The 11,745-nt window shown below is 70.5% G+C and carries 6 protein-coding genes and 1 CRISPR repeat array; of the genes, 3 read left to right on the top strand and 3 right to left on the bottom strand.

Annotation, left to right across the window (positions count from 1 at the left end):
- Nucleotides 1–76: 76 nt before the first annotated feature.
- Nucleotides 77–2,001: direct repeats of the CRISPR family, unit length 28 nt; unit sequence GTGCTCCCCGCGCACGCGGGGGTGGTCC.
- Nucleotides 2,002–2,529: 528 nt separating this feature from the next.
- Nucleotides 2,530–2,913, top strand: coding sequence for a hypothetical protein (locus AB0I21_RS43415; protein WP_360569619.1), 384 nt, complete (start codon nucleotides 2,530–2,532; stop codon nucleotides 2,911–2,913).
- A 52-nt stretch (nucleotides 2,914–2,965) separates the two neighbouring features.
- Here the strand turns inward: AB0I21_RS43415 and AB0I21_RS43410 are convergent, their stop codons facing one another.
- Nucleotides 2,966–3,592: a TetR family transcriptional regulator gene (locus AB0I21_RS43410; protein ID WP_360569617.1), complete on the bottom strand. Its 627-nt coding sequence runs from the start codon at nucleotides 3,590–3,592 to the stop codon at nucleotides 2,966–2,968.
- 99 nt (nucleotides 3,593–3,691) lie between these two features.
- Here AB0I21_RS43410 and AB0I21_RS43405 point away from each other — a divergent pair, with 99 nt between their 5' ends.
- Nucleotides 3,692–4,057, top strand: coding sequence for a nuclear transport factor 2 family protein (locus tag AB0I21_RS43405; RefSeq protein ID WP_360569615.1), 366 nt, complete (start codon nucleotides 3,692–3,694; stop codon nucleotides 4,055–4,057).
- Nucleotides 4,058–4,131: 74 nt separating this feature from the next.
- On the opposite strand, the gene AB0I21_RS43400 is transcribed toward AB0I21_RS43405, so the two are convergent.
- Nucleotides 4,132–9,114 (bottom strand): discoidin domain-containing protein, encoded by a 4,983-nt coding sequence (locus AB0I21_RS43400; protein ID WP_360569613.1) that lies wholly within the window; start codon nucleotides 9,112–9,114, stop codon nucleotides 4,132–4,134.
- Between the two features lie 266 nt (nucleotides 9,115–9,380).
- A complete protein-coding gene (locus tag AB0I21_RS43395) occupies nucleotides 9,381–10,556 on the bottom strand; it encodes an ROK family transcriptional regulator (RefSeq protein ID WP_360569611.1) in 1,176 nt (391 codons plus the stop codon).
- Between the two features lie 139 nt (nucleotides 10,557–10,695).
- On the opposite strand from AB0I21_RS43395, the gene AB0I21_RS43390 reads away from it, so the two are divergent.
- Entirely contained in the window at nucleotides 10,696–11,559 is an 864-nt protein-coding gene (locus AB0I21_RS43390; RefSeq protein ID WP_360569609.1) for a substrate-binding domain-containing protein, read from the top strand.
- Nucleotides 11,560–11,745 lie beyond the last annotated feature (186 nt).

Raw genomic sequence — 11,745 nt, 5'->3', positions numbered from 1 at the left:
CTCAACAAAGACCGCACCAACCACAACTGACCAACCACGGGAGGGGTCAAAATTCCCGAACCCAAACGGGGTCAATTTTCAAAAATCGGCGACAGGGGTGGTCCGACGCTGACGTTCGCGGGCTGGACTCGAACAACGTGCTCCCCGCGCACGCGGGGGTGGTCCTGGATGACCGTCGAACAGGCGGCCGAGTTCATCGTGCTCCCCGCGCACGCGGGGGTGGTCCGGAACGCCTCGCGGTCGACGCCCGGACGGCCGCGTGCTCCCCGCGCACGCGGGGGTGGTCCTGGGAGTTCTGCGACCGGCCCGAGAGCGACCCCGTGCTTCCCGCGCACGCGGGGGTGGTCCCACGCGGCGGGCGTCGGCCGGCGCCGGTGGCGTGTGCTCCCCGCGCACGCGGGGGTGGTCCGTCGTCGACGCCGGCGAACGCCCCGGTGAGGTACGTGCTCCCCGCGCACGCGGGGGTGGTCCCAGGCTGTCGAGAACGGGCCGGATCGCGTCGATGTGCTCCCCGCGCACGCGGGGGTGGTCCGACGTCCGACCAGTCGTTGCTCGTGCTCATGGTGTGCTCCCCGCGCACGCGGGGGTGGTCCGCGTAATATCCGGCGGCGCGACGCCACAGCACCGTGCTCCCCGCGCACGCGGGGGTGGTCCGTCGCGGTTGAACGGCAGGATGAACACGCCGTTGTGCTCCCCGCGCACGCGGGGGTGGTCCGTTAAGTGGATTCCGATGCTTTTCGCCGCATTCGGTGCTCCCCGCGCACGCGGGGGTGGTCCCCGGTCCAGGCTGGCGCGCAGCTTGGTCAGGGCGTGCTCCCCGCGCACGCGGGGGTGGTCCCTGGAAGCCCGCCGCGCAGGGCGGAAAGCCGTCGGTGCTCCCCGCGCACGCGGGGGTGGTCCGCCGTGGCGGTAGCCGACGCGCTCGTAGGACGGGCGCTCCCCGCGCACGCGGGGGGTGGTCCCTGAACCTCCCGGGCTACATGCTGCGGTCGGTGGTGCTCCCCGCGCACGCGGGGGTGGTCCGGCTTGGCACGTCGGCCGTTCGTGGGAGATCGAGTGCTCCCCGCACACGCGGGGGTGGTCCCCAGTTCACTGGCGCGATGTCGGCACAGCTGACGTGCTCCCCGCGCACGCGGGGGTGGTCCGTTCCTCAACAAGGCGCCTGATGGGAGTTGGCTGTGCTCCCCGCGCACGCGGGGGTGGTCCGTCCGACGTCTGCCCCAGGTCGATCACGTCGCGGTGCTCCCCGCGCACGCGGGGGTGGTCCCGGCGCCGGAGCCGGAGGCTGCGGCACGGGTGCCGTGCTCCCCGCGCACGCGGGGGTGGTCCCAGGGTGTACGCAAGCGAACCCGTCGCGGCGTCCGTGCTCCCCGCGCACGCGGGGGTGGTCCCTGGGAGTTTCGGATCTTGCGGGATGGCACGTCGTGCTCCCCGCGCACGCGGGGGTGGTCCCGAGTCGTTCGATGCCCTGCCGGGTGCGGTGGCGTGCTCCCCGCGCACGCGGGGGTGGTCCCAACCGCGGGTCCGCGGTCAGGGTGGTGTAGTAGTGCTCCCCGCGCACGCGGGGGTGGTCCTCGTCGGTCGTCGTCATGGGTGCCTCCCTCCGTGTGCTCCCCGCACACGCGGGGGTGGTCCCCGAAGCGAGGTGAGACTGAGGTTCCCCAGGCTGTGCTCCCCGCGCACGCGGGGGTGGTCCCAGCAGGCGCAGCCGGCGGTAGGTCGCGCCGTCGTGCTCCCCGCGCACGCGGGGGTGGTCCCCACCAACCGCGCCAGACGGACCGCCCGAAGACGTGCTCCCCGCGCACACGGGGGTGGTCCGACGCATCCAGGTCTGCGCAGCCTGACCAGGTCGTGCTCCCCGCAACACGCGGGGTGGTCCCGCGGCGGCGCCGAGCAACCCGAGCGCGACAACGTGCTCCCCGCGCACGCGGGGGTGGTCCGGTGGTGTGTAGCTGCCACTCCCCGTGCCCGTCGTGCTTCCCGTGCACGCGGGGATGGTCCCTGGGCAAGGGTGGTCCGGACAATGGCCTGTACGTCGAGACACACACCAGCGTCCCCGTGTATGCGGGGTCCCTCAGTTCGTAATGGACTCACGGATCGCGCCGCCACGACCCTGCGCACGCGGAGCAGTTCCGAGATCGTCCAGGATCGGCACGTTCTTGCGCTCTCCGCGCACCCGGGAACGATCCCGGTCCGGCTCGAAAGCGTGCTGCGCACCGGGGCGCAATGCGGAACGCTGACTCCGCCGGCCAGTTGCAGAGACACTGTCGAGGGCCTGGTCGACGACGGTCCACAGTGGCTCTAACGCGGCGTCGGAACGTGCGCCGGCTGCGGCGTCGCATCGGACCGGGCCGCGCTGACGTTGCCGGCGGCCATGCCCGTACGGTGTTGGCAGCGCGGAACGGCTTCGGCGATGACCGAAACGGTGATCCGGAATTCGGCCGCCTGGTACTGGAGATTTATGTCCGACTATGGTATGATTAGGTGCCTTTGTGTCTACGGTGGGTGTACGCCTTCGAAAGGACACACATGGCGACTTCTGCCAATGTCGAACCGAACGTCCACGCGTTCCTGGCAGCGCTCGGCGGTGCGGGCAGTGTGGAGCTGTTCGCGGACCCGTTCCTGTTCGCCGACGCGAGCGGCGCCCGGCCGGTCTCCAGAGCGGACTTCCTCGCGACACTTCCCCGCAGGGCCCAGATGTTCGCCGCCGCCGGCTACGGGCCCGCGCAGCTCACCAGCACCGAGCAGCAGCGCCTCGACGAGCACTACCTGCTAGTCCGCACCGACTGGTCCGCGCCCAGCATCACCGGAGGCGAGCCGGCTGAGCTGTCCTCGTCGTATCTGCTGCATGAGGACGGCACGTCGGTGTCCGTTGTTGCCTACCTCAACCACAAAACCGTGCCCGGCATGTAACCGAATCCCGGCGGGCGGGGCGTCGAGCACCGTGACGGCCCGCCCGGCGTGATCACGATCGCGGGCGTAGCCCGTCGAGGATGATCTGGGCGATGCGGGCCGAGCGTTCGGGGCTGGTCTCGGCGCCGGCGTGACGGATCGCGCTGAAGGCGCCCGCGACGAGCGCCATCACGTCGTCGGCCGTGACGTCCGGGCGTACGGCGCCGGCGGCGTGCGCGCGGGCGAGCAGGTCGGCGACATGGCGGGTGAGGTCTGCCGCGACCTTCGGGGCGGCGGTGCGCAGGTCGAGCTCGGCGGCTTCGAGGGCGCTCTTGACGGTGACGTTCTCGGCGCCCGTGGCAATCATCCGGGACAGTTGCGTGAACAGGGCCGCGGGGTCGTCGGTGGTTGCGAGTTCCTCCGCCTCCGCCACGAGCCGTTCGAACTCGTCGGTCGCGACGGCGAGGTACAGCGCCTCCTTGCTGGGGAAGTGCCGGTGGACGGTGCCGGGGCCGACGCCCGCGCGGCGGGCGATCTCGTCGAGCGAGACGCCGAGGCCTTCCGTCGCGAACAGCCGCTGCGCCGTGCGCAGGACCCGCTCGCGATTGCGACGCGCGTCGGCTCGCAGCGTCCGGTCACTGCCGGGAGCTGCCGGCGACTCCGCTGAGGCTGAGGCCCGTTTGGGCGGTTGGCTGTTCATGGCACGCCTAGCTTAACCGGGGCGGCGCACCGTATGCTGGCCACATAAACGGGGCGGCGCACCGCTTACAAAAAAGCCAACCACGAGGGAGACCATGCGATGAACACGCGCGACGATGCCGGCGCACTGGTCCTGCGGATGCAGGAGTGCTTCAACACACGGCAGTTCGACGAGGCAGAGGGCCTGTTCACCCCGGACTATTACAGCCATGCGCTCGGCACCATCGGGTTCGAGGCGGGCAAGGAGGTCTGGCGTCAGGTCGTGACACAGTTCCCCGACATGCGCGTCGTCGCCGAGGACGTTCTGGTCGACGGCGACAAGGTCGCCATCCGCTCGTCCGTCCACGGGATCACGACCCCGGACGGCGCCGTGCAGCCGACGCTGATCGAGATCTTCCGTATCGAAGACGGCCGCCTCGCGGAGACCTGGGGAATCACCGAAGGCCCGGACCCGCGCTCGCGTTGACCGCGTGCCGGTGCTCGCTGTGGACGCGGCCGCGCGGGAGGGGCGCCGACACCCCTCCCGTGCGGGCCGGGAGATCAGGCGTACACCTCCATCTCGTACAGCGAGTAGCCCCACTGCCCGGACTTGGCGGTGCCCAGCATGCGGACGTATCTGGCCGGGCCGGTCACCGCCAGCCGTTCCGTGCCGCCGGGTGAGTTGGCCTGGACGTAGACGTCGCGCCAGGTGGAGCCGTCGGTGGAGGCCTGCAGCCGGTAGGACTTGGCGTAGGAGGCCTCCCAGCGCAGGACGACCTCGCGCAGGTTGTACGTCGTGCCGAGGTCGACCCGCAGCCAGTTGTCCACGGCCTCGCTGGCGGCCCAGCGGGAGGACTGGTCGCCGTCGAAGGCCTTCGCGGCGGTCTGTTGCGCGTTGGACTCCGACGACGCCGTGGCGGGCTTGCCCTCGGCGAGGTTGGTGGCCGTCGCGCCGAGGGTCAGGTCGAGTGTGACGGTCCGGCCCTTCTGCAGCGGCACGACGCGGGCGATGCCGCCGAGCGGTGAGCTCTGGACCGCGCCGCCGGTGACGGCCGTGATGCCGGAGCGCTGGATCAGGGTCAGGTTCTGGTCGATGCTCGAGGTCAGGGTGACCTGGACCTTGCGGGCGTCGGTGTCCCAGACGAGGTTGTCGATCTTGAACTGGCCCTTGCCGAGCATGCCGGCGACGCCGCCCTTCTTCAGGCTCTTGGGCAGGGCCGGCAGCAGCTCCAGGGTGCCGGGCCGGGTCGCGGCGAGCATCTCCATCATGATGGTGGGCACGGAGTTGACGACGTCGGTGGCGAACACGCTGTGGTTGTTGTAGTGCGACGTGGCCATGCTGCTGTAGTAGTAGTCGTCCTTGGCGAACCGCAGCAGTTTGGCGTTGACGGAGTCGGCGTTGTTGAGGTCGGCGGCGATCAGCGCGCCGTGCAGGAGGCCGTGTCCGGCGTTCTCGTAGCTGCCGGTGTCCTTCTTCTGCAGGAACACCTTGGCCGCGTTGTACTGTGCGAGGTTCGTCTCCGGGGTGATCTCGCGGTACGGCCAGACGGGCATCAGGCCGCTGGAGTGCCGGTGCTGGTACTGGTTCTGGTTGGCCAGGCCGGGCCACGCCCATTCGGCCAGCGCGCCGTCGTTGTTGATGAGGTACGGCGGCAGGTGGTCGAGCTTCTCCTGCCAGACCGGGACCTTGTCGGCGTCGCGGCCGAGGGTCCGGCTCGCCTGGATGAGCGTCGACAGGGCGAAGCGGGCGCCGGAGATGTCGTACACGGAGTTGTTCGTCAGGGGCACGCCGCCGGCGGGCCGGTTCTCCGGCGAGATCGATCCGGCGAGGATGTACCGGCCGTTGGCGTCCTTCTTGACGAGGAAGTCCTCGTAGAAGTCGCCCATGTCGCGGATCAGCGGGTAGTACTTGTCGGCGAGGAACGTCGTGTCGCCGGTGACCTGGTAGTACTCCCAGAACGGTTGCAGGAGCCAGGATTCGCCGCCGGTGACGTACTGGTACGGGTAGTCGAAGTTGATGTTGGAGATGAGCCCTTCCTCGTTGGGCGTGTTGCCGCCGGTGAGCATGCCCCGGGTGCCCAGCAGTTTGCGGGCGTTGGTGCGGAAGTCGTTCTGCCACTGCTGGTTGAGGTAGAAGTACCCGGCCATGGCCTCGGGCATGTTGCCGACATTGCCGCCGGAGATCTGCAGGTTGAGGTTCGCGTCGAGGTGGTAGTAGCCGTCCCAGCCGACGTTGCTGTCGCCGGTCCAGTTGCCCAGCAGGTCCGGTGCCGCCGTCTCGTTGCTGGAGGCCAGCAGGTGGTAGCGGCCGGCGTAGAACATCCGCTCGTACAGCGCCGGGACGGGGTTGCCGGCGGTCTTCTGCTCGGCGAGCAGCTGCTCGGTGGGCTTGGCGCGGTCCGCCGCGCTCGCGCCGAGGTCGAGCGACACCCGGCCGAAGATCTCCCGGTGCTTGCTCGTGTGCCGGTTCAGCAGCGCCTGGTAGGAGTCCGTGATCGCCGACAGCCTCGACTGCAGCAGCTGCCGGTTCCATTCCGTCTCGGCGGTGACGCCGCCGTTGTAGGTGCCGTTGTACCGCTGGGTGAGCGACAGCAGCGTCACGTAGGTGGCGTTGGTGACGGTCACGTTGGTGCCGGACATGGACTTCGTGCCGTCGGTGACGATGCGGGTGACACCCTCGTATCCGGCGTTGTAGGTGCCGTTGGGGTACTTCACGCGCAGGTTGAGGAAGTTGGTGTTGGAGGCGTTGGTGGCGGTGACGCCCTTGTTGGTCAGGTTCATGCCCGGGTCGATCGACAGGCCGAGCGTCACGTTCAGCCGCTGCCCGCTCGGCGCCGGCAGCTGCTGCACGGTGACGCCGTCGGTCCTGGACACGAACGAGTCGCGTTGCCAGCTGCCCTTGTCGTCGGTCCACTTCACCGACACGACGCCTGAGGCGTAGTCGGTCGAGCGCACGTAGTTGCGCACGGTGCCGGCGTCGGGCATCTGCATGGTCATCTTGAAGCCGGGGTGTTTGCTGCCCTCGCCGCCGCCCTGGTACCCCTGGACGTCGGCGGCGAGCTGGTTCGCCTGCTGGTACTGCCCGGCGATGGACAGGTCCCGGATCCGGTTGATGTTGTCGGCGCTGACGGTGTTGAAGGTGCGGTGCGGGCGGGCCTCGGAGCGGGCCATGAAGAACCGCTTGTCGTTGAACACGACGGTCTCGTTGCGCGGGTTGCCGAAGACGATGATGCCCTGCTTGCCGTTGCCGGCGAGCAGCCCGTTGGCCCAGTCGCCGTAGGTCTGCGGGTAGGTGTTCGACGGCGCGACGGTCGCCGTGCCGGTGCCGCCGCCGGTCGGGCCGGTGCCGTACACCTCGAACTCCCACAGCGAGTAGCCCCACTGCGTGTTCGGCGTGACCCCCTGCATCCGCACATATCGAGTGGTGCGGCCGACCGTCACCGTGTCCGAGCCGCCGTCGCCGGCGGTCGTCGAGTACACGTCCGTCCACTGTGCACCGTTGTCGGAGACCTGCACCTTGTACGCCTTCGCGTACGCCGCCTCCCACGACAGCACCGCCGTCGTCACCGGGTACGCCGCACCGAGATCCACGGTGATCCAGGCGTTGTTGTCGTTGCTGTGGTCACTGGACCACCGCGTCGCACCGTTGCCGTCGATCGCGTTCGCCGCCGTCAACGCACCGTCCTGATAGGACGCCGTGGCACGAGCGCCGGGGTTGCGGGACAGGTTGACCGGCCCGGCCGGGTACGCCGGCGGCTTCGGCACGCTCTGCCCGGCCGGCGGCCACAGCGTGAAGGTGTTCGCGCCGTTCTTCGCGGCGGCGAACGGGCCGGCCATGACGTTGCCGGCGTTGACCGCGGCGCCGAAGAAGTCGGTGGTCACGTCGGCGGCGATGCTCTCGTTGGCGCGCGGGATGGTGCCGACGCGGGCCTTCGTCACCGGGGTCAGCCCGCTGATGCCGGTGGCGTTGAGGGTGAAGCTCAGCTGCATCGCCGTGTTGGTGGCGGTGTACTGCACGTTGGACACGACGCCGGTGAAGTTGCCTTCCTTGACGTGGGTCTTGCCGGTCGCGTTGTCCGGCAGGGTCGAGCCCTGGACGAGGTTGTTGAACCAGAAGTCCTTCTGCGGTGAGGTGAGCGCCGTCGACTCGTTCATCGTGCCGGGCTGGAAGTAGTAGGCGTCGCGGCCGCCACCGTCGATGGCGAAGCGCCCGTTGTCGATGAACAGGTTGTTGGCGAAGACGATGCCGGTGGCGTCCAGCGTGCGGATGTCGCTGTTGCCGATGAAGACGTTGTTGTCCACCAGGATCGGGCCGTGCACGGCCTCGGCGTAGTAGCCCCACGGGCTGTTCATGACGATGTTGCCGGTGACGCGGACGTTCTGGTTGCCCCAGTCGGTCCAGATGCCGGCGGAGTTGCCGCCGCGGGAGTTCTTGATGTAGTTGCCCTTGATGAGCCCCTCGTTCATGTAGTGCACCTTGATCGGGGCCGTTTCCGCGCCGCTGAACTCGTTGCGGTAGTTGGTGTCCTCGATCATGTTGTAGAGGATGTCGGAGTTCCAGGAGAAGACGCCGGCGATGCCGGACTGCCCGGACCTGCCGATGTAGTTGTTGCGCACGACGTGCGAGCCGTACTTGCTCGTGTCGCGGAAGTTGGTGCGGGTCGTGCCGGGCCGGTTGCCCGCCCACTCGTCGTTGCCGAGGCCGATGTCGATGCCGATGGTGCGGGCGTTGAGCACGACGTTGTTCTGGATGACCCACCGCAGGCCGCCGTTGACGCTGATGGCGCCGGCCTGGCGCCGCGTCGGGCTGTCCGGGAAGTCGGAGTACGTGTTGGCCGCGTGCTTCACCGTGAACCCGTCGACGGTGATGTAGCCGAGGCCCCACGCGTCCGGCGCGAAGATCTGCCGGCGGACGTTGATCTCGCCCAGCCTGGCGTTGGGGTCGGCGCCGCCGAAGTTCGCCGAGATCGTCGTGCTCGACGCGCCCACCTGCGAGTACCAGGTGCCGGCCGCGGCCTGGACGTCGCTCAGCGCCGGCTTCTCCAGGTACGCCTGCTCGTCGAGGTAGACGTCACCGGCGTTGTAGCCGGGGAAGACGCCGCCTCCCCCGCCCTGCGGGTGTCCGGTCGCGTAGGGGTTGTAGGCGCCGAAGAACGTGTTGGGCAGCGTGACGCTCCAGACGTTGCCGGTGCCGCGGGTCCAGGTGTTGACCTCCTCGGAGCCCTTGATCACCACGTCGCCGTCGCCGGCCCTGGTGTAGGTGATGCGGTTCGTGTCGCCGGTGCCTCCGCGGGCCGGCTTGACCGTCTCGCGGTACAGCCCGGCGTGCACGTAGACGGTGTCGCCGGGCTGCGCGTCCTGCGCGGCGCGGTTGATGGTCAGGTAGGGCGCGGCGGCGGTGCCGGCGTTGGCGTCGTTGCCGTTCTTGGCGACGTGGATGGCGCGCACCGCTTGGACCGCGGTCTGCGCCGCGATCGAGGGCACCGCGATCCAGACGAGCGCGAGGGCGGTGCCGGCGGCGCCGAGCGCCTTGAGGTACTTCATGTGGCGGTCCTTCACGAAGGCGGATTCGTGCGACGTGATCGCCGTTCGCAGGGCGCGGGGGTGCGCCGCCTGGCGAGGACTCAGGCGGTTGGCGGTTGCGAACGGGCGCCCGGCCGTGGCGGATGCGGCCGGGCAGCGAGGCGTCTCGGGCCGCCGATGACCCAGAGCGCCCTACTAAGTTAGATTAATAATCTATGCGTGCTGATGCGGGACGTCAACCTGACGGTCGTTGATCCGTGCACCGTACCCGGGCCCGGCGGGCGGCGCTAGACCCTCGCGGCGAGCTCGGGGCCGTGGCCGGGCGCGACCGAACCCTGCAGGACCAGCGCCGCGCCGCCGATCGCGGCGGAGTCGCGCGGGTTGCTCGACAGGTCGACCCGCACGTCGTGCACGTCGCGGGCGAAGGCCCGCTCCGCCAGGCGGCGGCGGATCTCGGTGACGTAGATCGACCCGGCGACGGCGAAGCCGGGCCCAGCGAGCACGAGCGTGTCGATGTCCCACATGTTCGCCAGCAGCACGGCACCCTCGGCGAGCATCGCCGCGGACTCGTCCAGCAGCGCGCGCGCCTGCTCATCGCCGTAGATGGCGGCGCGGGCGAGCACGTCGAAGGCCCGCGCGTCGTCGTCCTCGCCACGGATGCGCAGGCGGCGGGTCAGCCCCCGGACGGCGCGGGCCCGGGCGACGAGCACGCGCGGCGCGGCGTACTGCTCCAGGCATCCGCGGCTGCCGCAGTGGCACGGCTCGCCGTCGCGGACGACCGGGACGTGGCCGAGCTTGCCCGCGTTGGAACTCGCGCCGCGGTGCAGGGCGCCGTCCAGCACCACGCCGGAGCCGATGCCGGAGTTCATGTACAGGCAGCCGAAGGTGCGCTCCCGCGACACCTGCCGCCCCCAGAACTCCCCGACGGTGGCCGCCGCGGCGTCGCTGTCGACGAGGACCGGCACGCCGAGCCGGCCGGTGAGGGCGTGGGTGAGGTCGAGCCCGGCCGACCCCTGCCGGCCCGGCAGCGCGAGGAACCGGCCCCGCGTCACGTCGACCGGTCCCGGCCCGACGACGGCCATCCCGGCCACGCTCTGCGCCGGCAGCCCCAGACCGTGGGTGACCTCGTGGTACAGGGTGGCGAGCCGGGCCGCGACGCTCTCGGGCCGGCCGTCGGCGGGGGCGGCGACGAGCTGCCGGCCGACGGTGCCGCCGCGGGTGTCGGTCACCACGCAGGTCAGCGTGTCCGCGCCGACGTGGATGCCCACCCCGTAGGCGGCGCGCGAGTTGATGACCAGCATGGCGCGCGGCTTGCCGCGGGTCGCGACGGTGTCGCCGGTCTCCCGCACGACGCCGTCGTCGATGAGGCGGCGCACGATGTTGGAGATCGTCGGCTGGGTCAGGCCGGTCGCGTTGACCAGCTCGACCCGGCTGATCGGCCCGGAGGAGCGGATCAGGTCCACGATGAGCGCACGGCTACCGGGGCCCGCGGCCGCAGACTCCCGTCGCGCCACGCTGAACCGCCTCTCGTCTCGCCGTACGCTGTCGCACGACTACATTACGGGGACGAGGCTAGACCACTGCGTCGGCGAGGAGGAGCGCATGCCCGCGGTACCCACCGCATCCGCGTCCGGGCCGCGGCTGGACACGCCGGTCGGCCTCGCGCTCGTGCGCGACGCGGAGGTGCTGGGCGCCGAGCCGTTCTTCCACGAGTTCATCGCCGGCATCGAGCGCGTGCTGGTCCTGCAGGGCGTGCCGGTGCTGCTGCAGGTCGTGGCCACGGTGCCGCAGGCGGTGGAGCGGATGCGGGCCTGGGCCCGGTACGGGCAGGTGCAGGGCGTCATCCTGATCGACCTGCTGCCCGGTGACGAGCGGGTGGCGCTGGTCAAGGGGCTGGGGCTGCCGTGCGTCGTCATCGGCGACCCGGTCACGGCCGACGGGCTGCCGACGGTGTGGACGCAGGACGAGGTGGCCATGCGCGACGTCGTCGGCGAGCTGGTCGCGGCCGGCCACACGCATCTCGGCCACGTCGGCGGCCCGGCGCAGATGGCGCACACGATCATCCGGCGCCGCACGTTCGAGACCGTCGCGGCGGAGCACGGCGTCCGCACGACGTCGTTCGACGGCGACTACTCCGAGGCGGCGGGCGTCCGTGCCGTCACCGCCCTCGCGGCGCTCGACGAGCGGCCGACCGCGCTGGTCTTCGACAACGACGTCATGGCGCTCGGCGCGCTGCACGAGGCGGCCCGCCTCGGCCTGGCGGTGCCGGCCGAGCTGTCCCTCGTCGCGTGGGACGACTCGGCGCTGTGCCAGCTGGCCGTGCCGTCGCTGAGCGCGGTCAGTCACGACGTGCAGGAGCTGGGTGAGCTCGTCGGATCGGTCCTGGCCGAAGCCCTGTCGGGGGCGCGGCCGCGCACGGTCACTGCGGCGCCGGCGCGCCTGACCGTCCGCCAGTCCAGCCGCTGACCCGGCTCCACTTCACCGGTCCCGGCACACGAAACCCCGGATCTCTGAGTTCATAGATTAAAAATCTTTGTTATTGACTTCGCCTTGGACGTCGGCGACGCTGTGTCGAGCACAGCCCGGGACACCCCTTCCCACGCGGCGAGCAGCGCCGGTCGTCACGTCGACGCGCTGCCGCCTTCCCCTGCC

The organism is Dactylosporangium sp. NPDC050588 (genome assembly GCF_040654975.1).
GTDB classification, from domain to species: Bacteria; Actinomycetota; Actinomycetes; order Mycobacteriales; family Micromonosporaceae; genus Dactylosporangium; species Dactylosporangium maewongense.
The sequence above is the reverse complement of the archived record's forward strand: the minus strand, read 5'-3'. Positions and strand labels throughout refer to the sequence as shown.

Coding starts and splice junctions, on each gene's coding strand:
- AB0I21_RS43400 (WP_360569613.1), bottom strand. CDS start 9,114: ATGAAGTACCTCAAGGCGCTCGGCGCCGCCGGCACCGCCCTCGCGCTC.
- AB0I21_RS43410 (WP_360569617.1), bottom strand. CDS start 3,592: ATGAACAGCCAACCGCCCAAACGGGCCTCAGCCTCAGCGGAGTCGCCG.
- AB0I21_RS43405 (WP_360569615.1), top strand. CDS start 3,692: ATGAACACGCGCGACGATGCCGGCGCACTGGTCCTGCGGATGCAGGAG.
- AB0I21_RS43415 (WP_360569619.1), top strand. CDS start 2,530: ATGGCGACTTCTGCCAATGTCGAACCGAACGTCCACGCGTTCCTGGCA.
- AB0I21_RS43390 (WP_360569609.1), top strand. CDS start 10,696: ATGCCCGCGGTACCCACCGCATCCGCGTCCGGGCCGCGGCTGGACACG.